The organism is Paraburkholderia tuberum STM678 (assembly GCF_902833905.1).
Taxonomy (GTDB): domain Bacteria; phylum Pseudomonadota; class Gammaproteobacteria; order Burkholderiales; family Burkholderiaceae; genus Paraburkholderia; species Paraburkholderia tuberum.
This window is the reverse complement of the sequence record NZ_CADFGP010000015.1, coordinates 90,945-113,002: the sequence shown is the minus strand read 5'-3', so window position 1 is coordinate 113,002 and position 22,058 is coordinate 90,945. Positions and strand designations below refer to the sequence as shown.

20 protein-coding genes are annotated in these 22,058 nt (G+C 65.9%); 11 read left to right on the top strand and 9 right to left on the bottom strand.

What is annotated here, in order from left to right; genetic code table 11:
• Positions 1 to 31: 31 nt before the first annotated feature.
• Positions 32 to 1,795 (bottom strand): acetolactate synthase 3 catalytic subunit, encoded by a 1,764-nt coding sequence (locus HWY30_RS15585; protein WP_090803750.1) that lies wholly within the window; start codon positions 1,793 to 1,795, stop codon positions 32 to 34.
• A gap of 355 nt (positions 1,796 to 2,150) precedes the next feature.
• Here HWY30_RS15585 and HWY30_RS15580 point away from each other — a divergent pair, with 355 nt between their 5' ends.
• From HWY30_RS15580 to HWY30_RS15530, 11 genes are all read left to right on the top strand, one after another.
• A complete protein-coding gene (locus tag HWY30_RS15580) occupies positions 2,151 to 2,714 on the top strand; it encodes an RNA polymerase sigma factor (protein WP_090803748.1) in 564 nt (187 codons plus the stop codon).
• The gene (locus tag HWY30_RS15575) at positions 2,711 to 3,142 is read left to right on the top strand and encodes a DUF3619 family protein (protein WP_090803747.1); all 432 of its coding nucleotides are present in this window, start codon (positions 2,711 to 2,713) and stop codon (positions 3,140 to 3,142) included. The genes HWY30_RS15580 and HWY30_RS15575 overlap by 4 nt, the downstream gene beginning before the upstream one ends.
• Positions 3,143 to 3,158: 16 nt before the next feature.
• On the top strand, positions 3,159 to 3,926 hold the full coding sequence (locus tag HWY30_RS15570) for a DUF3106 domain-containing protein (RefSeq protein ID WP_090803745.1): 768 nt from the start codon (positions 3,159 to 3,161) through the stop codon (positions 3,924 to 3,926).
• Between the two features lie 21 nt (positions 3,927 to 3,947).
• Positions 3,948 to 4,472, top strand: a complete 525-nt coding sequence (locus HWY30_RS15565) for an RDD family protein (protein ID WP_090803744.1) — start codon at positions 3,948 to 3,950, stop codon at positions 4,470 to 4,472.
• Positions 4,473 to 5,238: 766 nt separating this feature from the next.
• The gene (locus HWY30_RS15560) at positions 5,239 to 6,180 is read left to right on the top strand and encodes a UDP-2,3-diacylglucosamine diphosphatase (protein ID WP_090803742.1); all 942 of its coding nucleotides are present in this window, start codon (positions 5,239 to 5,241) and stop codon (positions 6,178 to 6,180) included.
• A gap of 48 nt (positions 6,181 to 6,228) precedes the next feature.
• A complete protein-coding gene (locus tag HWY30_RS15555; RefSeq protein WP_090805654.1) occupies positions 6,229 to 7,260 on the top strand; it encodes a glycosyltransferase family 4 protein in 1,032 nt (343 codons plus the stop codon).
• Between the two features lie 20 nt (positions 7,261 to 7,280).
• The gene (locus HWY30_RS15550; protein ID WP_090805653.1) at positions 7,281 to 7,964 is read left to right on the top strand and encodes a diacylglycerol kinase; all 684 of its coding nucleotides are present in this window, start codon (positions 7,281 to 7,283) and stop codon (positions 7,962 to 7,964) included.
• A 280-nt stretch (positions 7,965 to 8,244) separates the two neighbouring features.
• Entirely contained in the window at positions 8,245 to 8,970 is a 726-nt protein-coding gene (locus HWY30_RS15545) for a TetR/AcrR family transcriptional regulator (protein WP_090803741.1), read from the top strand.
• Between the two features lie 2 nt (positions 8,971 to 8,972).
• Positions 8,973 to 9,560 (top strand): LOG family protein, encoded by a 588-nt coding sequence (locus HWY30_RS15540; RefSeq protein ID WP_090803740.1) that lies wholly within the window; start codon positions 8,973 to 8,975, stop codon positions 9,558 to 9,560.
• Positions 9,561 to 9,625: 65 nt separating this feature from the next.
• Entirely contained in the window at positions 9,626 to 10,372 is a 747-nt protein-coding gene (locus HWY30_RS15535) for an SDR family oxidoreductase (protein WP_090805651.1), read from the top strand.
• A gap of 281 nt (positions 10,373 to 10,653) precedes the next feature.
• On the top strand, positions 10,654 to 12,705 hold the full coding sequence (locus HWY30_RS15530; RefSeq protein WP_090803739.1) for an ArnT family glycosyltransferase: 2,052 nt from the start codon (positions 10,654 to 10,656) through the stop codon (positions 12,703 to 12,705).
• Between the two features lie 54 nt (positions 12,706 to 12,759).
• On the opposite strand, the gene HWY30_RS15525 is transcribed toward HWY30_RS15530, so the two are convergent.
• From HWY30_RS15525 to kdpC, 8 genes are all read right to left on the bottom strand, one after another.
• Entirely contained in the window at positions 12,760 to 13,404 is a 645-nt protein-coding gene (locus tag HWY30_RS15525; RefSeq protein ID WP_090803737.1) for a DUF924 family protein, read from the bottom strand.
• Positions 13,397 to 13,810, bottom strand: coding sequence for a group II truncated hemoglobin (locus HWY30_RS15520; protein ID WP_090803736.1), 414 nt, complete (start codon positions 13,808 to 13,810; stop codon positions 13,397 to 13,399). Before HWY30_RS15520 ends, HWY30_RS15525 begins: the two co-directional genes overlap by 8 nt.
• A 37-nt stretch (positions 13,811 to 13,847) precedes the next feature.
• Positions 13,848 to 16,337 carry an ABC transporter permease gene (locus tag HWY30_RS15515; RefSeq protein WP_090803734.1) on the bottom strand — a complete coding sequence of 830 codons (2,490 nt, stop codon included), beginning with the start codon at positions 16,335 to 16,337 and terminating at the stop codon, positions 13,848 to 13,850.
• Between the two features lie 101 nt (positions 16,338 to 16,438).
• Positions 16,439 to 17,050 (bottom strand): DUF4126 domain-containing protein, encoded by a 612-nt coding sequence (locus tag HWY30_RS15510; protein WP_090805650.1) that lies wholly within the window; start codon positions 17,048 to 17,050, stop codon positions 16,439 to 16,441.
• Positions 17,051 to 17,282: 232 nt separating this feature from the next.
• Entirely contained in the window at positions 17,283 to 17,603 is a 321-nt protein-coding gene (gene sugE, locus HWY30_RS15505) for a quaternary ammonium compound efflux SMR transporter SugE (protein ID WP_090805648.1), read from the bottom strand.
• Between the two features lie 102 nt (positions 17,604 to 17,705).
• The gene (gene kdpE, locus HWY30_RS15500; RefSeq protein ID WP_090803733.1) at positions 17,706 to 18,404 is read right to left on the bottom strand and encodes a two-component system response regulator KdpE; all 699 of its coding nucleotides are present in this window, start codon (positions 18,402 to 18,404) and stop codon (positions 17,706 to 17,708) included.
• Positions 18,397 to 21,291 carry a DUF4118 domain-containing protein gene (locus tag HWY30_RS15495; RefSeq protein WP_090803731.1) on the bottom strand — a complete coding sequence of 965 codons (2,895 nt, stop codon included), beginning with the start codon at positions 21,289 to 21,291 and terminating at the stop codon, positions 18,397 to 18,399. Before HWY30_RS15495 ends, kdpE begins: the two co-directional genes overlap by 8 nt.
• 152 nt (positions 21,292 to 21,443) lie before the next feature.
• Positions 21,444 to 22,022: a potassium-transporting ATPase subunit KdpC gene (kdpC, locus tag HWY30_RS15490; protein ID WP_090803729.1), complete on the bottom strand. Its 579-nt coding sequence runs from the start codon at positions 22,020 to 22,022 to the stop codon at positions 21,444 to 21,446.
• Between the last annotated feature and the right edge of the window lie 36 nt (positions 22,023 to 22,058).

Here is a 22,058-nt window from a genome sequence, read left to right as displayed (position 1 = left end):
CGGCGCTGGAGTTATCCAGACGCCCCGTCGTTTAAAGATCTTCCGAACCCATGAGCATCTCGGTGATGCCCTTGCCGGCCTGAACCATCGGCCAGACGTTTTCGGTCGGATCGGTCTGGAAGTCGAGAAACACCGTGCGATCCTTCAGGCGCAGCGCTTCCTTCAGCGCCGGTTCCACATCGGCCGTGCGCTCGATGCGCATGCCCACGTGTCCGTACGCTTCGGCGAGCTTCACGAAGTCCGGCAGCGCATCCATGTACGAATGCGAATAGCGTTTGCTGTATTCGATCTGCTGCCACTGGCGCACCATGCCCAGATAGCGGTTATTCAGCGAAATAATCTTGATCGGCAGGTCGTACTGCTTGCAGGTCGACAGCTCCTGGATGCACATCTGGATCGAGCCTTCGCCCGTGATGCACAGCACGTCGTCGTCCGGATGGGCCATCTTCACGCCCATCGCGGCCGGTAAGCCGAAGCCCATCGTGCCGAGGCCACCGGAATTGATCCAGCGACGCGGCTTGTTGAACTTGTAGAACTGCGCGGCCCACATCTGGTGCTGGCCCACGTCGGAGCACACGAACGCGTTGCCGTCGGTCAGCTCCCACGCCTTTTCGACCACGTACTGCGGCTTGATGATGTCGCTCTTGCGGTCGAACTTCAGGCAATCTTTCGCGCGCCAGCCTTCGATGTCCTTCCACCAGTCGGCGAGCGCCGCGGCGTCGGGGCCATGCTCGGCCGTCTGCAACTGCTCGATCAGTTCCTTCAGCACTTCCTTCACGTCGCCGACGATCGGAATGTCGACCTTGACGCGCTTGGAAATGGAAGAGGGATCGATGTCGATATGGATGATCTTGCGCGGCCGCGACGCGAAGTGGCTCGGATCGCCGATCACGCGGTCGTCGAAGCGCGCGCCGATCGCGATCAGCACGTCGCAGTGCTGCATCGCCATATTGGCTTCGTACGTGCCGTGCATGCCGAGCATGCCGAGGAATTTCTTGTCGCTCGAGCGGTAGCCGCCCAGACCCATTAGCGTATTGGTGACCGGATAGCCGAGCAGATCGGCGAACTGGTTCAATTCACGCGACGCATCCGCGAGCACGATGCCGCCGCCGGTGTAGATATACGGACGCTTCGCCGACAGCAGCAGCGACACCGCCTTGCGGATCTGACCGGAGTGGCCCTTCGTGACCGGGTTGTATGAGCGCAGCGAAACGCTCTTGATCGGCTCGTATTGGCACGGCGTCTTCGACACGTCCTTCGGAATGTCGATCAGCACTGGGCCGGGACGGCCGGTACGGGCGATGTAGAAAGCTTTCTTGACGGTGGCGGCGAGATCGCGCACGTCCTTCACGAGGAAGTTGTGCTTCACGCAGGGACGCGTGATGCCGACCGTGTCGCATTCCTGGAATGCATCCTGACCGATCGCGGCAGTCGGCACCTGGCCGCTGATCACGACCAACGGGATCGAATCCATATAGGCGGTCGCGATGCCGGTCACCGCGTTGGTGACGCCGGGGCCGGAGGTCACGAGACACACGCCGACCTTGCCGGTGGAGCGCGCGTAGGCGTCCGCGGCATGCACGGCGGCCTGCTCGTGGCGCACGAGCACATGCTGGAACTTGTCCTGCTTGTACAGCTCGTCGTAAATGTAGAGTACCGAGCCGCCGGGATAGCCCCAGATGAACTCGACGTCTTCGTCGGCCAGTGCCTTCATGAGCACGGTGGCGCCGATAGAGTCTGCTTCGTGTGGGGGGGTCGTATCCGACGTGGAGAATTCCGCGCTGGGCATATTCATTGATTCACCTTTCGAATTTTCGGCAAAAAATTGATCGGGTGCTCTCTGCCGGGCTCGTGGCTCGGGTTCAAGCGGCGCGTCCAGTTGACAGGCGGGCTTCTTGGGCCACACCTCAATTGAGACAACTCACTTATGTTGCGAACCAGCGACGATAGCTTCTGACGCGCTCGCGGTCAAGAAAATATTGCCATTTGCTCGCGCGTAGGAGAGCGCGATCGGACGGAATGTCGACCGTCATGCAAATGCAAGCTTGAGCAGGTTTCACCCTATCGGAGCAAAAGTTTGTTAGCATCCGCGAGTTTTACGACATTTTTCGACCGATTACGCGCACGCTTGCTGCGCCGACCCCAACCGGATGGCATCAGACAAGGAACTCGCCGATTTTCTGGCGGGCGTCGAAAGGCGCGCATTCAAGCAGACGGTCTACGCCGTGCGGGACGACGATGCGTCCCTCGACATCGTGCAAGACGCGATGATCAAGCTCGCCGAGAAATACGGCGACCGTCCGGCGGCCGAGCTACCGCTGCTGTTTCAGCGTATTCTGCAGAATGCGACGCACGACTATTTCCGCCGTGCCAAAGTACGCAACACCTGGGTTAGTCTATTCTCGTCGCTCGGCAATGCCGACGACGACGAGTTCGATCCGCTGGAAACTTTCGAGGCCGAGGCGGGTTCGGCTGGCGCCGAGAGCAACGAACAGAAGCTCGAACGAGAGCAGGTCCTGCAGTCGATCGACAACGAGATCCAGAAATTACCGGCGCGTCAACGGGAGGCGTTTCTCATGCGTTATTGGGAGGATATGGATGTCGCCGAGACTGCCGCCGCAATGGGCTGCTCCGAAGGCAGCGTGAAAACGCACTGCTCCCGGGCCACTCACACGCTGGCGCAAGCGCTCAAGGCGAAAGGAATCACGCTATGAGCTCCCTTGAAAACACAGAACTCGAGTTTGCGCGTCAACTGCGCCGCGCGCTTGACGAAAACACCGCCAGCCTCCCTCCCGCCACCGTCGAGCGGCTCGCTGCCGCACGTCGTGCCGCGTTGGTGCGCAAAAAGCCCGAAGCCGTCAGCGCGCCGGTGTTCGTGCCTGCGTTCGCCGGCATGCCGGCCGGGATAGCGGGGCTACCGCAGGGAGGCTTCGAGCCGCGCCGCCGCTGGCCGCTGCGCCGCTTCGCGCTCGCGTGGCCGCTGGCCGCGCTGGTCGTGAGCCTGATCGGCATCGCCTACTGGGAAGATCACCAGCGCACCGCCGAACTTGCCGATATCGATGCCGCCATGCTAAGCGACGACCTGCCGCTCAATGCCTATCTCGACCACGGCTTCAACGCGTATCTTTCACGCGCCCACTGAGCGGGAGATTCCTCGGGTGAGTTACAAGCGCGGCCTGGCCGTTGTTTTCGGATGCACGATCGCGGCCCTGGTGTCGTTTGTCGCGACCTATCCGCGCTTTCACCCGAGCCCATCGTCGGCGGGCAATCCGTCGCCCGGCGTCAACGTCGCCGCGCCCGCGCCCGCCCCCGCACTTTCCGTCGAATTGCCCAGCCTGCCGGGCAGCAATAGCCCCCTCGCGTGGTCACGCCTGAGCGCCGCCGACCACGCCGCGCTGGCCCCATTCGCATCGCAATGGGATTCGTTTAGCGACGAACGCAAGCGAAAGTGGATCAAGATTGCGTCGCGATACGCAAAGATGTCGCCGGATGCGCAAAAGCGTCTGCAAGAGCGCATGAGTGAATGGGTGCGCATGACGCCCGATCAGCGCCGCGTCGCGCGCGAAAACTACCAGGTTTCGAAGGAGTTGCCGCGCGAAGCGCGCCAGAAGGCGTGGAAAGCGTACCAACAACTGCCCGAAGAAACGAAGGAGCGGCTCGCCGCGAGCGAACACAAGCGTCGCCCCAGCGTCGTCAGCGCGCCGCCATCGGCTCGCAACGAGATCAAGGGCATCGACCGGTTCGTGAATGCGCGCGAGCACGGCGCCAGTGCTGCCGCGGCGGCGAGCGCCGCACCGGCTGCCTCCGCGCCGGCCGCGGCCTCGCTGCCGGCAACGCCTGCGATTCCGGCGGCGGGCAGCTTCGTACCGGCGACGCCGGTGCCCGTGTCGCCTGCCGAAGCGCCGGCAATCTTCCACGGCTCCTGATTCCGACCCCGAACCCATTACGTGTCCCAGCCGCTCGCCACCCCCACCCTGCCTGCCGCCGCACCCGGCGGCAGGGCGCCCACCGTCCGGCGACGGCTCGCCGCATTGCTCTACGAAGCGGTCATTCTGTTCGGCGTCGTGTTTGTCGCCGGCTATCTGTTCAGCACGCTGACGCAGCAGCGTAACGGGCTCGCGCATCACAACCTGCTCGCCGGCTGGATCGGCCTCGTGGTTGGCGTGTACTTCGTCTGGTTCTGGACGCACGGCGGCCAGACGCTGCCGATGAAAACCTGGCGATTACGGGTTGTTGGCGCTGATGGCGCGCCGGTTTCGGTTGGGCGGGCGATTGCGCGGTATGTGTTCGCCTGGTTGTGGTTTTTGCCGCCGCTGGCGTTGCATCCACTTCTTGGGTTGCGGGTGCCGCAGACGCTTGTTATTGCGGGCGTCTGGTTCGTGGTGTGGGCCGCGAGTGGGCGTTTTGATCCGCAGCGGCAGTTTTTGCATGATCGGTTCGCGGGGACGCGGGTGGTAGCGGTTGGGCGCTAGCGCGCGTGGGGATGGGCCGAATGCGTTGCTCTCCTTGGGCGGGGGAGGCCTTTTTTGCCTTTGTTCGTGCGGTGTTGGCCTTTCCTTGCTGACTTATCGGTCTATTAGCGTTGCCCCTGTGCGGGGCGGCACCTACTTTCTTTGCTGCTGCAAAGAAAGTAGGCAAAGAAGACAGCTAAATCCGCCAACTCTTAAGCGGGTCCCCTGGCTTGGAAGGGGTAGTGGTGCATCTGGAATCCGTGCTCCCGCACATTCCGCGCTAGTGACAAGGCAGTCATTCTTCCGGCGGCGCTACGCGCGCCGAATCCCCGCTCAAAAACCACTGGTCGTTTCGGCGCGTCGCCGAGGCGCAGCCGAGGGTCCCCGCTGAGCGGGCAAAACCATTGGTTTCCCTGGCAGACCCGTCCGCGACGCACGCAGTGCGGAGCGGGAGGGATGATGGCTTTGTCACGAACGGGGGAATGTGCGGGGGCCCGGATTCCAGATGCACCACTACCCCCTCCAAGCAAGGGGACCCGCTTAAAAGTTTGCGGTTTGAGCTGTCTTCTTTGCCTACTTTCTTTGCAGCAGCAAAGAAAGTAGGTGCCGCCCCGCACAGGGGCAACGCTAATAGACCGATAAGACAACAAGGAAAGGCCAACAAAGCCAGAACAACGAAAAAACAGGCCCCGCCAAGGCCCCTCCGTAATAAGAACTTCTCATGACTGTCACGCCGCAGTCACGCGCACCCGGCCCAATACGGGCACCGCCACTCGACGCGTGAGCCATGGACCCCAATACGTCCGCGACTTCCCTGTTTCGTCAAACCGGACCGAGCGTCGACCCCGTCGCGTTCCGGCCCGCCCCGGGTTCTACTCAACACGGCCTGCCGCTGCCCGCGACGCCATCACTCGATGCCCGCGCCGATCATCCCGATGACGGACACGACGATCCGCATCGCTATCGCACGATCTGGCTCTCGGATATCCATCTCGGCTCGAGCGGCTGCCAGGCGGGATATCTGCTCGACTTCCTGCGCCACAACGAATCGGAGTACCTGTACCTCGTCGGCGACATCATCGACGGCTGGCAGTTGAAGAAAGGCTGGTACTGGCCGCAGGCGCACAACGACGTCGTGCAGAAAGTGCTGCGCAAAGCGCGCAAAGGCACTCAGGTCATCTACGTGCCCGGCAATCACGACGAAGCCGCGCGCCAGTTCTGCGACCTCGCGTTCGGCGACATCCACGTACGCGGCGAAGCGTTCCACACGACGCTCGCCGGCAAGCGGCTGTGGATCGTGCACGGCGATCTGTTCGACGGCGTGATCCAGCACGCGAAATGGCTCGCCTATCTCGGCGACACGCTGTACACGATGATCCTCGTGCTGAACCGCTGGTTCAACCGCATTCGCAGCAAGCTCGGATTTCCGTACTGGTCGCTGTCGCAATACCTGAAGCATCAGGTCAAGAACGCGGTCAACTTCATCTCGTCGTTCGAACGCGTAATGACCGACGAAGCGCGTCGCCGCGGCTGCGACGGCGTCGTCTGCGGCCACATCCACAAGGCCGAGATGCGCGAGATCGATGGCGTGCTCTATTGCAACGATGGCGATTGGGTCGAGAGCCTGTCGGCGCTCGTCGAGACTTATGAAGGCGAGCTCAAGGTGATCTTCTGGACTGCGCTTCGCGCGCCCCAGGCGGGCACGCAAAAAGCCCGCGCCACTGCCTGAGCACTTCCACTCTCCACTTCCACAGGGCCCGCAGCGATGAACAACGCGATGAAGATCATGATCGTCACCGACGCATGGGAGCCGCAGGTCAACGGTGTCGTACGCACGCTGAAGAACACCCGGCGCGAACTCACCGCGCTCGGCCATCAGGTCGATCTGCTGACTCCGCTCGAATTCCGCACCATCCCGTGCCCGACTTACCCGGAGATACGCCTGTCGTTGCTGCCGCGCCGCCGGCTGCGCGAGCGCATCGGCCGTTTCGCGCCCGACGCGTTGCACATCGCGACCGAAGGTCCGCTGGGCATGGCCGCGCGCGCGTATGCGCTCGACCACAAGCTGCCGTTCACGACCGCGTATCACACGCGCTTTCCCGAGTACGTGCAGGCGCGCTTTCGCATCCCGCTCGCGGCGACCTACAGGTTTCTGCACTGGTTCCACAAGCCGTCGCTCGCGGTAATGGCGCCGACCCCCGTCGTCAAGCAGGACCTCGAGAAGTTCGGCTTCACGAACGTCGTGCTGTGGACGCGCGGCGTCGATCTCGAAATCTTCCGTCCGATTGACTCGAAGGTGCTCAACACCGCGCGGCCGATCTTCCTGTACGTGGGACGCGTGGCGGTCGAGAAGAACGTCGAGGCATTCTTGCAGCTCGACCTGCCCGGCTCGAAGTGGGTCGCGGGCGAAGGTCCGGCGCTCGCCGAACTGAAGTCGCGCTATCCGCAGGTCAACTATCTGGGCGTGCTGTCGCAGGCCGAACTCGCGAAGGTCTACGCGGCCGCCGACGTCTTCGTGTTTCCGAGCCGCACCGACACGTTCGGACTCGTGCTGCTCGAAGCGCTCGCATGCGGCACGCCGGTGGCCGCTTATCCGGTCACCGGCCCGATCGACGTGCTCGGCGACGGCGGCGCCGGTGCAATGCACGAGGATCTGCGCGAAGCGTGTCTGGAGGCACTGAAGATCGATCGGTCGCATGCGCGCGCATGGGCCGAGCGCTTCTCGTGGGCAGCGGCGTCCGCACAATTCGCCGCGCATCTGAAGCCGCTGCGCGACACAGCGTATCGTGAGGAAAGCGCCGCTGCGTGATGCGGCGCGCGGAGCCATCCATGCGAAGCAGTCGATCCAGCGCCGAAGGCGCGTCGAACGGCGCACTGCGCGCCGTCGAGTCTACCCGCGACACCACCAGCATCGAACCGTTCGACGACGTACGCGAGCCGGGTATGACCGGGCATGCGGATACCGTGCATCGGGTGAACGGCGCGAGGACCATGACCGGCGGCGCCAGCGTCGCGGGTGGCGTGCAACCTGACGCCACCCAGGACACGACTCGCGACTCAAGCCACGACGCCCCCAACGAACCGCTCAGCCCCGACGACCCGCTCGCCCCGCTGCCCTTCAACCCCTACAAAGGCAACCGCGGCCTCACGCGCGCATGGCACGCGATGAAAAACTCGCTGGCCGGTTTTCGCGTTGCGATTCGCGAGGAAAGCGCGTTTCGTCAGGAACTCACGTTGGCCGCGATCCTGATTCCGTGCGGCCTCGTGGTGCCCGTCGATCCCGTGTCGCGCGTGTTGCTGCTCGGCTCGGTACTGCTCGTGCTGATCGTCGAGCTGCTCAATTCGAGCGTCGAAGCGGCAATCGACCGGATCTCGCTCGAACGTCACGAGTTGTCGCGCCGCGCGAAGGATCTCGGCAGTGCGGCCGTGATGGTCGCGCTCGGCATGTGTGTGATGACGTGGGGAGTCATCGTCGGGCCGCTGGTCGTCGGCTGGGTTCGCGCGTGGCTTTGAGGTTCGATGCGGGTTGAAGCGCACGCTTGGCCACGCCCCACAGGATGAAAATCCGCGCGGGCGGTTGGGGATTAGAACGCTCGGTTTATAATCGTTTGACGGTCTCACAGGAAAGCGCTCGCGCAAACGGATCCGCGCCTCGCCTCATCCTGCCCTTTCGGGGGGCCCGCCGCGTGTCGGCGGGTTCGGGAGAGCTCAATATACCAACCGCATCCGGGTGGAACACGCAGCAGCGGCACGCCGCCACGCGCCCAGCCCGGCATAACCAGGGCCGGACGACATGGAAGCCAAACCTCCCCGCCGCACGCGCGAACGGATTCTCGAACTGTCGTTGAAGCTGTTCAACGAAATCGGCGAGCCGAACGTCACGACGACGACGATCGCCGAGGAAATGGAAATCAGCCCAGGCAACCTGTACTACCACTTCCGCAACAAAGACGACATCATCAACAGCATCTTCAGCCAGTTCGAGCAGGAGATCGAGAAGCGTCTGCGTTTCCCCGACGACCATCGCGCGACCATCGACGAGATGTGGTCGTATCTGCAGTACATGGTCGATTTCACGTGGCGCTACCGCTTCCTGTACCGCGACCTGAACGACCTGCTCGCGCGCAACCGCACGCTCGAGACGCACTTCAAGCAGATCATCAGCCATAAGGTGCGCTTCGCGAGCCAGTTCTGCGAACAGCTCGTCGCCGACGGCGAAATGGTCGCGACACCGCAGGAAATGCAGGTGATCGCCACCAACGTCGGCGTGATCGGCACGTACTGGCTGTCATATCAGTTCGTGATGAATCCGCGCAAATACAACGAGCAGGAAGCGATCCGCGAAGAGCTGCATCAGGTCAGCGTGCAGATCGTCTCGCTGATGGCGCCCTACCTGCGCGGCCGTTCGCGGCAGCTGTTCGACGATCTCGTATCGGGCAGGCTGCCCAAGCGCGAGTTCTACGACTACCTGCCGCCGCGTGAAGGCGCCGCGCCTCGCAACGAATCGAAGGACAGTTGAGCATGAAGTCGGTGTGTGTCTATTGCGGCTCCTCGATGGGAGCCAAACCGTTGTATGCGCAGGCGGCGCGCGCGTTCGGCCGTGCGCTGGTCGAGGCCGATCTCGCGCTCGTCTATGGCGGCGGCAAGGTGGGGCTGATGGGCGTGATCGCCGATACCGTGATGGCCGAAGGCGGCCGCGCTATCGGCGTGATTCCCGAGCTGCTCGTCAGCAAGGAAGTGGGGCATAACGGCCTGACCGAACTGCACGTGGTGCCCGACATGCATCATCGCAAGAAGATGATGGCCGAGCTGTCCGATGCGTTCGTCGCGATGCCCGGCGGCGCGGGCACGCTCGAGGAGCTGTTCGAGGTCTTCACGTGGGCGCAGCTCGGCTACCACGGCAAACCGGTTGCACTCCTGAACACCGACGGCTTCTACGCGCCGCTGATCGACCTGCTTCAGCACACGGTCGACGAAGGCTTCATGCGCAAGACCTATCTCGACATGCTGCAGATCGACGCCGATCCGCTCGCGTTGATCGACAAGCTGCAACGCTACGCGCCGCCCGCGCGCGACAAATGGGCGGCGGTCCAAAGCGACGCGATCTGAATCCCGGGTCCGCCGAACCCGAGCGAAGCGCGCCGCGCACGCACCACCCGAACGACGAGGTTGCGATGACGAAAGCTGTTCTGATCACCGGCGGCAGCCGCGGCATTGGCCGTGCCACCGCGCGTCTGCTTGGCGCGCGCGGCTGGTGCGTCGGCGTGAACTACGTGCATGACCTCGCCGCCGCGCAGCAGACGGTCGCAGAGGTCGAACACGCGGGCGGCCGCGCGGTGCCGATCGCCGGCGATGTCGCGAACGAAGCCGACGTGACCGGCATGTTCGATACGCTGCAGCAATCCTTCGGCCGCATCGATGCGCTCGTCAACAACGCGGGCATCGTCGCGCCGTCGAGCCAGCTCGCCGATATGGACTTTGCGCGTCTGAAACGCATGTTCGACGTCAACGTGCTCGGCGCCTATCTGTGCGCACGGGAAGCGGCACGGCGCATGTCGACCCAGCGCGGCGGCGCGGGCGGCGCGATCGTCAATGTTTCGTCGGCGGCGGCGCGGCTCGGTTCGCCGAACGAATACGTCGACTATGCGGGGTCGAAAGGCGCAATCGACACGATGACGCTCGGCCTCGCGAAAGAACTCGGCCCGCAGGGCGTGCGCGTGAACGCGGTGCGTCCGGGCCTGATCGACACCGAGATCCATGCGAGCGGCGGCAAGCCCGAGCGCGCCGCGCAACTGGGCGCGACCACGCCGCTCGGCCGCCCCGGCCGCGCCGACGAAGTCGCCGAGGCCATCGTGTGGCTGCTCAGCGACGCGTCGTCGTACGTGACGGGCGCGCTGTTCGACGTCGCCGGCGGCCGCTGAGCGAACGCCGCACGCAACGCGGCGCAAGCCTTAAACACCTGGCGCGGCCCACTACGGCGCGCCTTTCCAGCCCGCTCCCCCTCTCCTCTTTCCCCACGAACCCTGGTCGATTTCTCATGAAACCGGCACAGCCGCGCATCGAATGCGCGCGCGTTCGTTCGTGTGTAATCTTCAGTAATAATGCGGCGCTACAATCGACCAGATCGTATGCATCTGCAGGCGACGTAAGCAAAGCATAAGTACGAGGCCAACGCCGCCGCGTACGCTGACCAGAGACTTCCATGCAACACAAGCAGTCCACGCGCTGGCGCGCGCACAGTGCCAACGCGACGGCCCCGACCTCGGCCGCTCCAGCAGGTGGCGCGCACGAGGCTTCGCTTTCCGCCAGCACCGCGCACCCGTTTGCCGGCGCGCAGAGCCAGCCGGCGGCCGGGGACCCCGCGGCTTCGGCCGCAGCGGTATACAGCGCCGACACCGCCCATCCATCGGGCTCCGCCGTTTCTGCCGACCGCGCAACGCGCGGCCTGCAGCGTTGGCGCGCGCTCGCGGCGATCCGCCCGCTGCTGTGGCTGGTCGCGCTGGCGATCCTGTGCGCGTGGCTGGCCCCCGGCATTCTCGGCCACGAACCGTGGAAGCAGGACGAAACCTACACATTCGGCATCGTCCAGCACATGCTCGATACCGGCGACCTCGTCGTGCCGACCAATGCCGGCCAGCCCTTCGTCGAAAAGCCGCCGATCTACGATTGGGTCGCCACGGGCCTCGCGTGGATGTTCGGCCGCTATCTGCCGCTGCACGATGCGGCACGGCTCGCGAGCGCGCTGTTCGCGGGCCTGACGGTGTATTACACCGCGCGCGTCGCGCGTCGCGCGGTCGCTGCGTCGAGCTGGTTCGACCTGCGCGTGATCGGCACGCTCGCGCTGTTCGGCGGCACGCTCGTCGTCGTCAAGCACGTGCACGACATGATGACCGACGTCGCGCTGATGGCCGGCGCCGCGCTCGGCTTTTGCGGACTGTTCGAACTCGTACTCGTGCATCTGTGTGACGACCCGCGCGCCGCGTCGTATTTACCGATGCACTCGCAAGCCACCCGGCAGATCAAACCGCTCGATGCCCGCGAGCGGCGTCACGCGATCATCAGCGGCGCGACGATGTTCGGCGCGGGCGTCGGCGTGTCGCTGCTCGCCAAGGGGCTGTTCGTACCGCTCGTGTTCGGCGCCACCACCTGCGCGGCGCTGCTGCTCTATCCCGCATGCCGCAGCCGCGGCTTCGCCGGCGCGCTCGGCCTCGCCGCGCTCGTCTGCGCGCCGTTCACGCTGATCTGGCCGATCTGCTTCTACCTGCGCTCAGAGGCACTCTTCAAGGTGTGGCTGTGGGATAACAACGTCGGGCGTTTCTTCGGTTTTTCGGTCGCCGAACTCGGCTCCGAAAACGAGAGCCACCTGTTCGTGCTGCGCACCGTGCTGAGCGTCGGCTTTCCGGTCGTACCGCTCGCGCTGGCCGCGCTCGCCGGTGGCGCATGGCGGCGCTGGCGCGATCCGCGCGTCGCGTTGCCGGTGCTGTTCGCGGGTATCGGTTTCGCGGTGCTGCAAAGCTCGGCGACGGTTCGCGAGCTATACATCCTGCCGTTCATCGCGCCGCTCGCGCTGGTCGCGATGCAGGGCGTCGAACGTTTGCCGGCGCACCTGCATACCGGCTGGGATATGACTAGCCGAGTGCTGTTCGGCAGCGCGGCCGCGCTCGTGTGGATCGTCTGGTCGATCATGACGACCCCCGCGAACACGCATGCGTCGCTGCATCTGCTCGGCCGCTGGCTGCCGCTCGACTGGGTGCTGCCGATTTCGCCCGCGCTGATCGTCGGCGCGCTGCTGCTGACGATCGGCTGGCTGTGGCTGCTGCCGTCGTTCAAGTACGCGGGCAAATGGCGCGGCGCGCTCAGCTGGTGCGCGGGCGCGATGCTCGTCTGGGGGCTCGTCAGCACGCTGTTGCTGCCGTGGCTCGACTACGCGAAAAGCTACCGCTCGGTGTTCCGGGACCTCGGCGCGAAGATGGATATCGAATGGAACGACGGCGACTGCATGGCAAGCTCCGGACTCGGCGAATCCGAAGCGCCGATGCTCTTCTACTACACGGGCATCGTGCATCAGCCGAGCGAAGATCCGCGCACGACCGCCTGCACCTGGCTGATCGAGGAAAGCCGCCGCGACAACGCGCGGCCGCCGGCCGGCGAATGGCGGCTATTCTGGTCCGGTGCGCGACCGGGCGATTCGGATGAGCTGTTGCGCGTCTTCGTGCGCACGCCGATGGCGGGCAAGCTGCACGGCGACGAGTAGAGCCGCGCAACGCGTCGCGCCGGCCGAGTGTCTCGCGCGCGCGTCCGCGTCGATTCAGAACGACGAACCGGGCTCGCGCAGGAACGCGATCTCCTCGTCGCTCGATTCACGTCCGAGCAACCCGTTGCGATGTGGAAAGCGGCCAAATCGTTCAATCGCTTTCGCGTGGCGCAGCGCGTACTGATAGTAGCCGTCACCGCCCGGCTCCGCCGCAAGCTGTTTGAACAGACGCAGCGACTCCTGCTGGCTCGCGAGCGTTTCATCGTGCTCGAACGGCAGATACGCGAACGCGCGATGCTGCACGTCCGGCAACAGCCGATCGGCGCCGCTCGCGATGATCCGTTGCGCGGTTTGCAGCGCCTTGCCGTCGGTCGAGAAGGCGCGCGGCGTATTGCGATGGCAGTTGCGGGAAAACTGGTCCAGCACGATGACGAGCGCCAACGCACCCAACGGCGTGCTCTGCCATGCGTCGAGCTCACCCGCGTTCGCCGCATCGATCAGGTTACCGAAACGTTCGCGCAGCATCGTATCGACGGCGTCATCGCGCTTGAACCAGAACTTGCGCTCCGTGCCGCGCTCCGGCGTGCCCGGCGCGCCGAACCAGCAGTCGAGAACCTCGCGCGCCCGCGGCGCAAGCGCCGCATAGTCGGCTTCGACCGAGTACGGTGCCGAGGTGGCGTGCGGCGGCGTGTCAGCCATTGCGGTTGCGCATCCAGTCGGCGGTTTCGAAGAACGAGCCGAGCAGGCGCTCGCGCAGCGGTTCCGGCAAGCCGACATCCTCCATCGCCCATGCCATGCACCTCAACCACTGGTCACGCTCGCTCGACGCGATCGCGAACGGCAGATGCCGCGCGCGCAGACGGGGATGGCCAAAGCGGCCGATGTAATGATCGGGACCGCCGAGCCAGCCGCACAAAAACCAGAACAGCTTGTCGCGCGAACCCTCGAGCGACGCCGGATGCAGCGCGCGAATCCCGGCGAAATCCGCCTCGAGATCCATCAGGTCGTAAAACCGGTCGACCAGGTCGCGCACCCGCGACTCGCCGCCCACCAGTTCGAAGGCCGTCGGCTTGTCCGAGGACACTTCGTCGTTCAAATCGCTCATACCCTGCTCAACAGCAAAAAGACATCACCAGGAAAACTCACGCGTCGCGCAGCGACTGCAGCGCCGGCCGCGCCAACACATGCCGCAAACTCAGCCACCCGCCGACACCGGCACACGCGATGCCGGCCGCAATGCCCGCCGGCAGCAGCCACGGATCGAAGTCCAGATAAAACTCGAACACGTGCGTGGCCAGCATCGAGCCGACGATCTGCGCGCCGAGCGCCGCCATCAGGCCGGCAAGCGCGCCGACCGCGACGAATTCGGACACCTGCACCGACCGCACCTGACGATGCGATGCGCCCAGCGCACGCAGCAGCGCGGATTCTCGCATACGCTCGTCGCGCGTGCCGGCGAGCGCCGCGTATAGCACCAGCACGCCGGCCGCGAGCGTGAACGCAAACAGGAATTGCACCGCGCCGATCACCTGCTGCAACACGCGCTGCACCTGCGCGAGGATCGGGCCGGTATCGATCGCGGTCAGATTGGGATACGCGGCGATCAGGCCATCGATCGTCGACTGTTTGTCCACCGGCAGATGGAAGCTCGTGATGAACGTCGCCGGAAAATCCTGTAACGAAGCCGGCGGCATCAGCACGAAGAAGTTGACCTTGAAAGAACCCCAGTCGAGCTTGCGCACGCTCGTCACCGGCGCCTCGACAGTCAGCCCCGTCACGTCGAAGCGCAGCACGTCGCCGGGCTTCACGTTGATCAGCTTCGCGAGACCCTGCTCGATCGAGATCTGCGGCTTCGTCGTCTCGCCGAACCAGGTTCCCGCGGCGATCCGGTTGTCGTCGGGCAGTTGCGTCGTGTAGGACAGGTTGAACTCGCGGTCGACCAGTCGCCGCGCATCCTCGCCCTTGAACGAATCCGGATCGACCGCCTTACCGTTGATCGCGACGAGCCGCCCGCGCACCATTGGCGACAGCGCCGCGCCGGCGATGCCGTGCGCGTCCAGATACTGCGTGACCGCGTCGCGCTGATCGGGCTGGATGTCGATGATGAACTCGTTGGGCGCATCGGGCGGGGTCGATTTGCGCCAGCCCTGCACGAGGTCGTTGCGCGTCATCGCGATCAGCAGCAGGCACATCAGGCCGATGCCGAGCGCGGTGATCTGCAGCGTGCTGGTACTGCTGCGCCGCTCGAGCGACGCCAGCGCATAGCGCCAGCCGATGCCCGCATTGACGCGCTCGCTGCGCACCACGCGCGCCGCGCCCCACAACGCGAGCCGCGCGATGCCGGCGAACACCAGCAGCCCGCCCGCGAATCCACCCGCGACGATGCCCCCGAGCTTCAATTCCCCCGCGGCGAGTATCAGCAGCCCCGCGAACAGCACGATGCCGACCGCGTAGGCGGCCCACGCAGTGCGTCCCTCCTCGCCCCATTCACGCCGCAGCACGCGCACCGGCGGCACGCGCGTGAGCGGCAACAGCGGCGGCAGCGCGAAGCCGAGCAGCAGCACGAGGCCGGCCGCGATGCCTTCGAGCGCGGGCCACAGCGTCGGCTGCGGCAGCACCACGTCGATCAGGCCGCCGAGCCACGTCAGCAGCGCGAGATGCCCGAGATAACCGAGCGCCACGCCGAGCACGCCGCCGAGTACGCCCAGCCCGACGAATTCGAGCGTGAACAGCGCACGCAGCGCGGCCTGGCTCACGCCGAGACAGCGCATCGCCGCGCAGCCGTCGAGATGCCGGCGCATATAGCGGTGCGCGGCCATCGCGATCGCGACGGCCGCAAGCAGCGCGGTCAACAGCGACACGAGCGTCAGGAAATGGCCCGCGCGATCGAGCGTCTGACGCACCTGCGGCTGGCCGTCCTGCAGCGACTCGAGTGCGACGCCGCGCATCTTGCCGCCGTCGACGCGCTCATGCGCAAACTGCGCGAAGCGCGCGACCGCCTCGTCTGAACCGGCGACCAGCAGCCGGTACGTGACGCGGCTGCCATAGGTGATCAGGCCCGTCGACGGTACGTCAGCGGCATTCAGCATCAGGCGCGGCGAAAAGTTGACGAACGAGAAGCCGCGATCGAGCTCGCGCGTGATCAGCGCGCCGACCGTGAAGTTGCGATTGCCGAGCTTCACCGCATCGCCGATCTTCAGCTTCAGCGCGTCGAGCAACTGCCGGTCGACCCACACGGTGCCCGGCGCCGGAATCGACGTCGCCGCATGATCGGCCGCACCCGGCGCCGCCGCGATGCGCAGCGCGCCGCGCAACGGATAGCCGGGCGACACCGCCTTGACGGCGGCGAGCCGCGTCGCCGGCTGCGCGCCGGTCGAATTGATCATGCTGGGAAAGATCGCCGTGGTGGCGGTGCGCAGGCCCAAGGCGTGCGCCTCGGCGGCGAATTGCGGATCGACCGGATGATCGGCGCGCACGATGAAGTCGGCGGCGATCATGCGCCGCGCATCGCGCTCGAGCCCCTGATGCAGCCGATCGCCCAGAAACCCGACGCTCGACAACGCCGCGACCGCCAGCACGAGCGCGAGCAGCAACATCGTCAGTTCGCCCGCGCGCCAGTCGCGCGCCGTCATCCGCATGGCCTGGCGCAACAGATCGATGCCGCCAAGCCGCCGCGCCGGTCTCGTGTCGGCGCGCGTTCTTGAACCCGCCTTGGATCCTGGTAGTGCTTCGCTCAATCGTGCCTGCTCCTCGCAAATCGCGACACCATGTGCGTGGCCATGCCGCGAAAACCGCCCTGCACGCCACGCCACAATCGCGGCAATGCCCACGCCGCGAGCAGCAGGAAGCCTACCATCAAGACCAGAAACACGAGCGGCACGAACAGCGCAAGCAGTACGCCGCCGACCACGAGGCCGTCCTCGGCGGTCGACGTGACGACGTTCGACACCGGCTCCGGCGACAGGTTGATCAGCGCGCGCGTGCCCGCCTTCGCGAGATGCGCGGTGCCGGCGAGCGTGCCGCCCGCGAGCGCGGCAACGCTCAGCAGCGTCGGATCGGCGTGGCCGAGCGCGCCGGCGGCCAGCACGGCGCCGGCCGGAATGCGGATGAAGGTGTGGATCGCATCCCACAGCGAATCGAACGCGGGGATCTTGTCGGCGAGGAATTCGGCCAGCGTCAGCACGGCCGCCGCACCGATCACCCATGGCGATGACAGCGCGGACAATGTGTTCGGCAAGTGAATCAGGCCAAGACGTTCGAACACGCCGGCCAGGAGGACCGTCAGATAGAGGCGCAGACCGCTGCCCCATGAAAGGCCCGCTGCAAGTGAAAGTGATTCAAGCATGGCCGCCTCCGCGCGCTCAGTGCGTGCCAGGCGCCGCGGCGGGAACGAGCGGGCGTTCCGCGCCGAAGCCATCAGGCTCGCCAGGCTGGCCGCGCCAGCCTGGCCGCGGGCAATCTCAAGGTCGTTTCTGTCTCATTATAGCTACGATAATTCGCAGAACGTAGAGCCGCGAAGCCTTCGCTGTGGCTTGCAGGCAATGGCGGCCGCGCCCCGAGCGGACGTGGCCGCCCGGTCAGTGCCCCGACGACAGCTTCAGCCCGACGAGGCCGATCACGATCAGCGACGCACTGGCGACGCGCGCGACCGTCAACGCCTCGCCCATCATCACGACGCCGAAGATGAACGCGCCGACCGCGCCGATCCCTGTCCAAACAGCATAGGCTGTGCCGAGCGGCAACTGGCGCATCGCGAGCGCGAGCAGCACGAAGCTGCCGAGCGCGGTCACGACCGTGAAGACGGACGGCCACAAGCGGGTGAAACCTTCGGAAGTTTTGAGACCGGCCGCCCACGCGACTTCGAGCAGACCGGCAATCAGGAGAAGAAACCAGGACATCGACACAGCTCCATGAAAAATGGGGCCGTCCCCGATGATTGATGCAGGCGCAAGGTCGTCCTTACGTCGGGAGATTATAACGAAGCGGCATCGCGGACGAACTCACACCGCACCCACCAGCCGGTACCCGACGCCCGTCTCCGTGACGATATGCTCCGGCTGCGCCGGATCGCGCTCGAGCTTGCCGCGCAGATGCGCCATGTAGATGCGCAGATAGTGGTGACTCTCGACGTGTGACGGCCCCCACACCTCGCGCAGCAACTGCCGGTGCGTGAGCACGCGGCCCGCATGGCGCACGAGCGTCGCGAGCAGCCGGTATTCGATGGGCGTCAGATGGACCGCGGCGCCGTCGCGCGTAACCTGGCGCAGCGCGAGGTCGACGGTGACCGCACCGAAGCGCACCTGCGGCGATTCGTTCGCGCCGCCGTGATTGCGCCGCCGCAGATGCGCGCGGATCCGCGCAAGCAACTCGGACACGCCGAACGGCTTGGTCAGGTAATCGTCGGCGCCGGCGTCGAGCGCGGCGACCTTTTCGCTTTCCTGGGTACGCGCCGACAGCACGATCACCGGCAGCTCGCTCCAGCCGCGCAGCTCGCGGATCACGTCGAGGCCGTCGGTGTCGGGCAGGCCCAGATCGACGATCACGAGATCGGGCTTGCGCGTCGCCGCTTCGACGAGCCCCTGCTTGCCGGTCTCGGCGTCGTACACGGCGATGCCCTCGCCTTCGAGCGCCGTGCGCACGAAGCGGCGAATCTGCTTCTCGTCTTCGATCAGAACGACGGTGATGCTCAGGTCACTCATGGGCGGGGCGGGTTAGCGGGTTGAGGTCGGCGGCGGAGTCGGTGTCGGTGGCTGCGCCTTCGTCTTCGAGCGTATCAAAAGTCTCGGGTGCGTCGGGCGGCGTCTTGACCGGCAGCGTGAACCAGAAGCGCGCGCCCTCGACGTGGCCATCCGTGGCCAGCCGGTTGAGCGCGCCGATTGTACCGCCGTGCGCCTCGACGATCGCGCGGCAGATCGCGAGCCCAAGGCCGATGCCTGGTTTCGCCGACTCCTTCTCGCCGCGCGTGAACTTCTCGAACACGCGCGCTTCCATGCCGGCGGGCAGGCCGGGGCCGTTGTCGTCGATCGTGATGCGCACGAACGGCGTGCCGTCCGCGTCGATCTGCTGCGCGCCGATCGCGAGCGGCGTGCCGGACGCCGTGTATTTGGCCGCGTTCTCGAACAAGTTCGAGAACAGGCGCTCCATCAACACCGCGTCGAGATGCAGCAGCGGCAGATCGGCGGGCAGCGTAACCCGCACCGGATGATCCGCGAGCACACGCTTGCACGCGCGCAGCGCGGCGCCGACGGTCTCCTCGAGCAGCGTCCATTGCTGGTTCAGTTGCAGGCTGCCGGCCTGCAAGCGCGCCATGTCGAGCAGATTCGTGACGATGCCGGTCATGCGCAGCGCTTCTTCGTGGATTGCGTCGACGAGTTCGTCGTCACGCCGCGCGGCGGATTGCGCGTCGGTCCGCAAAGAAGCATTCACCTCGCCTTCTGTCCGCCCCTGCCCCGCCTGCCGCCCCTGCGCGAGCATCGACGAAAACCCGACGATCGTCGTCAGCGGCGTGCGCAGATCGTGCGAAATCGCCGACAGCAGCGAATTGCGCAGCCGCTCCGACTCCATGTTGACGAGCGCATCGCGCGCGATATCGACGTAGTGCACCCGTTCGAGCGCGAGCGCGATCTGCGCGGCGAACGCATCGAGCATGCGGCGCTGTTCGGGCACGGTCAGCTCGCGCTCGTCACGCACGACCACCGCGAGCACGCCGCGCGTGCGCATCGGCGCCTTCAGCGGCAGATACAGCGCCGCGGCGGCCGGCAGCGTATCGGTGCCGTGGCCGGCCGGCTTCTGCTGATCGTAGACCCACTGGCCGACGTCGAGATCGAGCGCGTCGCCTTCGAGCGTGATCGCCGCGTCGGGGTCCTCGATCTTCTGTTTGATCTGGTCGGCGCTGTCGGGCAGCAGGATCGCCACACGCGCGCCGAACACCTCGCTCACGTGCCGGGTGCCGATGCCGACGATCTGCTCGGTCGCGAGCGCCGCGGCGAGCTCGCGCGCCATCTCGTACATCGCGCCGGTGCGCTGCTCGCGGCGTCGCGCGACGCTCGCCTCGTGGCGCAGGCTCGAAGTTAGATGGCTGATCACGAGCGAGGTCAGCAGCATGCCGAAGAACGTCAGCAGGTATTGCGTGTCGGAGACCGACAGCGACATGCGCGGCGGTACGAAGAAGAAATCGAACGCGGCGACGCTCGCGAACGACAGCACGACACCGGGCCCGCGCCCGAGCTTCACCGCGGTGAAGATCACGCCGAGCAGATACAGCATCACGAGGTTGGTCAGATCGATGCGGACGATCAACCGGCTCGACAGCAACGTGATCGCCGCGCCGATCGCGAGCGCGAACGCGTACGCGCGCGGCGGCGAGCGACGCTCGCGGGCCGCGCTCAACGCCTCGCGCCACGCGTTCGCGGTCGTGTTCAACAGCCGCCGCTGCTCGCCGCCGTCGCGCTCCGACGACACGCGAATCAGCGTGAGATCGAGATCGCCGCTCTTCTCGGCGATGCGCTCGCCCAGCGGCCGGCGCAGCCAGCGGCTCGCGCCCGTGCGCGACGATGCGCCCGCCACCAGCTTCGATACGTTGCGCGCCTGCGCGTAACCGATCAACGCGTCGAGCGCATCGCTGGCGGCGAGCGTCGCGGTTTCCGCGCCGAGCTCGGCGGCGAGCTTCAGCGCGTTCAACGTGCGTTCGCGGCGCGCGTCGGGCAGGCGCTGCAACGCGGGCGTTTCGACATAGACCGCGAGCCAGTCGGCCCTCAGGCTCGCGGCGAGGCGCGCCGCCGAGCGCACCAGCGCCGGCGCTTCGGGACCGGGACCGACACACACCAGCAGCCGCTCGCGCGCCTGCCAGATACGCTGGATCGAACGATCGGCGCGGTACTCGCGCATCTGCGCGTCGACCCGATCGGCGGTGCGGCGCAGCGCGAGTTCGCGCAGCGCGATCAGGTTGCCCTTGCGAAAGAAGTTGCGCACCGCGCGCTCGGCCTGCTGCGCCATGTAGACCTTGCCGTCGCGCATGCGGTCGAGCAGTTCCTCGGCCGGCAGATCGACGAGCGTGACTTCGTCGGCATGATCGAACACGCGATCGGGCACGGTCTCCCACACCCGGATGCCGGTGATCTGGCCGACCACGTCGTTCAGGCTCTCCAGATGCTGCACGTTGACGGTCGTATAAACGTCGATGCCCGCGTCGAGCAGTTCGTAGACGTCCTGCCAGCGTTTCAGATGACGCGCGCCCTGCAGGTTCGAATGCGCGAGTTCGTCGACGAGGATCAGTTGCGGCTTGCGCGCAAGCGCGGCGTCGAGATCGAACTCGCCGAGCTTGCGGCCGCGATACTCGATCTGCGCGAGCGGCAGCACGTCGAGCCCCGCGAGCAACGCGGCGGTTTCGCTGCGCCCGTGCGTTTCGGCGATGCCGACCAGCACGTCGACCCCTTCTTGCTGGCGGCGGCTCGCGGCCTGCAGCATCGCATAGGTCTTGCCGACGCCGGCCGACGCGCCGAAGAAAACCTTCAGCCGGCCGCGCTGGCGTTTTTCTTCGTCGCGCTGCAGCTTGTCGAGCAGTTGGTCAGGATCGGGGCGGTTCATGCTCAGTGGTTTTGATAGTCGTACGAGCGGCGGTGTCTGCATGGTGGCACGGCCCGCGCCGGCCCGCAAATGGCGGCGCGGCGCCACGCGAAACGCCGCTGTTTCAGCGATGAACCGCAATTGCGGCTGGTGCGTCGTCGATGCGTTCAGTGTCAGCCGCGCTTCATTTCATCGAGCGCGAGATTGAGCTTCAGCACATTCACGCGCGGCTCGCCGAGCACGCCGAACTGGCGCCCCGTCGTGTAGCGCTCGACGAGCGCCTGCACGTCGTTCGGCGCGAGGTGACGGGCCTGCGCGACCCGCTCGAGCTGATACGCGGCCGCGGCCGGACTGATCTCCGGATCGAGCCCGCTGCCCGACGACGTGACCAGATCGACCGGCACCGGCTTCGACATGTCGGTGCCCGCCGCCTTCAGCGCCGCGAGACGGCCCTTGATCTCGTCGAGCAGCGCGGGGTTGTTCGGCCCGAGGTTCGAGCCGCCCGAGCTTTGCGGGTTGTACGGCATCGGGCTCGTCGCCGACAGCCGGCCCCAGAAGTACTGGGGCGCGTCAAACTGCTGGCCGATCAGCTGTGAGCCGACCACCTTGCCGTTCTGCTCGATGAGGCTGCCGTTGGCCTGTTCGTGAAACGCCGCCTGGCCGAACGCGGTCATCACGGCGGGATAGGCGAGTCCTGTGATCGCGGTCAGCACCGCGAAGATCACGATCAGCGGACGGAACAGATTTTTCATGATGGGTCTCTTTCCCTTTTCATCACATGGTCACTG

Excerpts from the sequence above, each read along its gene's own strand:
- HWY30_RS15585 (WP_090803750.1), bottom strand. The coding sequence starts at position 1,795 with ATGAATATGCCCAGCGCGGAATTCTCCACGTCGGATACGACCCCCCCA.
- HWY30_RS15580 (WP_090803748.1), top strand. The coding sequence starts at position 2,151 with ATGGCATCAGACAAGGAACTCGCCGATTTTCTGGCGGGCGTCGAAAGG.
- HWY30_RS15575 (WP_090803747.1), top strand. The coding sequence starts at position 2,711 with ATGAGCTCCCTTGAAAACACAGAACTCGAGTTTGCGCGTCAACTGCGC.
- HWY30_RS15560 (WP_090803742.1), top strand. The coding sequence starts at position 5,239 with ATGGACCCCAATACGTCCGCGACTTCCCTGTTTCGTCAAACCGGACCG.
- HWY30_RS15555 (WP_090805654.1), top strand. The coding sequence starts at position 6,229 with ATGAAGATCATGATCGTCACCGACGCATGGGAGCCGCAGGTCAACGGT.
- HWY30_RS15550 (WP_090805653.1), top strand. The coding sequence starts at position 7,281 with ATGCGAAGCAGTCGATCCAGCGCCGAAGGCGCGTCGAACGGCGCACTG.
- HWY30_RS15545 (WP_090803741.1), top strand. The coding sequence starts at position 8,245 with ATGGAAGCCAAACCTCCCCGCCGCACGCGCGAACGGATTCTCGAACTG.
- HWY30_RS15540 (WP_090803740.1), top strand. The coding sequence starts at position 8,973 with ATGAAGTCGGTGTGTGTCTATTGCGGCTCCTCGATGGGAGCCAAACCG.
- HWY30_RS15535 (WP_090805651.1), top strand. The coding sequence starts at position 9,626 with ATGACGAAAGCTGTTCTGATCACCGGCGGCAGCCGCGGCATTGGCCGT.
- HWY30_RS15530 (WP_090803739.1), top strand. The coding sequence starts at position 10,654 with ATGCAACACAAGCAGTCCACGCGCTGGCGCGCGCACAGTGCCAACGCG.
- HWY30_RS15525 (WP_090803737.1), bottom strand. The coding sequence starts at position 13,404 with ATGGCTGACACGCCGCCGCACGCCACCTCGGCACCGTACTCGGTCGAA.
- HWY30_RS15520 (WP_090803736.1), bottom strand. The coding sequence starts at position 13,810 with ATGAGCGATTTGAACGACGAAGTGTCCTCGGACAAGCCGACGGCCTTC.
- HWY30_RS15515 (WP_090803734.1), bottom strand. The coding sequence starts at position 16,337 with ATGACGGCGCGCGACTGGCGCGCGGGCGAACTGACGATGTTGCTGCTC.
- HWY30_RS15510 (WP_090805650.1), bottom strand. The coding sequence starts at position 17,050 with ATGCTTGAATCACTTTCACTTGCAGCGGGCCTTTCATGGGGCAGCGGT.
- sugE (WP_090805648.1), bottom strand. The coding sequence starts at position 17,603 with ATGTCCTGGTTTCTTCTCCTGATTGCCGGTCTGCTCGAAGTCGCGTGG.
- kdpE (WP_090803733.1), bottom strand. The coding sequence starts at position 18,404 with ATGAGTGACCTGAGCATCACCGTCGTTCTGATCGAAGACGAGAAGCAG.
- HWY30_RS15495 (WP_090803731.1), bottom strand. The coding sequence starts at position 21,291 with ATGAACCGCCCCGATCCTGACCAACTGCTCGACAAGCTGCAGCGCGAC.
- kdpC (WP_090803729.1), bottom strand. The coding sequence starts at position 22,022 with ATGAAAAATCTGTTCCGTCCGCTGATCGTGATCTTCGCGGTGCTGACC.